Annotated in this window: 1 protein-coding gene; it reads right to left on the bottom strand. The window is 57.4% G+C overall.

The window, feature by feature from the left end; all coding sequences use genetic code 11:
* Positions 1-535 (bottom strand): immunoglobulin-like domain-containing protein (locus G5S52_RS23475; RefSeq protein WP_368737501.1); only part of this gene is annotated, 535 nt, incomplete at both ends.

Raw genomic sequence — 535 nt, 5'->3', positions numbered from 1 at the left:
CGTCAAGGTGTAACTGGCCGCTTCGCCTTCATTCACTGAGGCATCGCCCGTCAGGGTCAGGGTTGGCGCATCCGTGGTGGTGCCGTCATTGATGGTGGTTTCGACGGCAGCTGGAGCCGTTGGCTGCGCTTCAAAGTCACCGCCAGCGGTGCTGTCGACAGAGACGGTAAACACATCATCATCCGCCGATTCGTTGAGGCTGTCGTTCAGGGTATCGACGGTAAAGTCGACAGACGTGGTGCCTGCCGCGATCACCACATCACGGGTCACCGGCGTGACATCACCGTCTTCCGTAGTCTTGTGCCCAATCACTACGGTGACAGTAAAGTCTGCTGTCGGCGCTTCTGAAAGGGTCAAAGTATAGCTGGCTGAGTCACCTTCAATGACAGAGGCATCGCCAGTCAATGTCAGGGTTGGTGCATCCGTGGCGGTGCCGTCATTGATGGTGGTTTCGACAGCGGCTGGTGCGGTTGGCTGCGCCTCGAAATCACCGCCAGCGGTAGTGTCGACAGAGACGATAAATACATCATCATCC

Origin of the sequence: Grimontia sedimenti (assembly GCF_011045095.1) — a bacterium.
GTDB classification, from domain to species: Bacteria; Pseudomonadota; Gammaproteobacteria; order Enterobacterales; family Vibrionaceae; genus Enterovibrio; species Enterovibrio sedimenti.
Note: the sequence above shows the minus strand (reverse complement) of the source record. Positions and strands in the feature narration are given on the sequence as shown.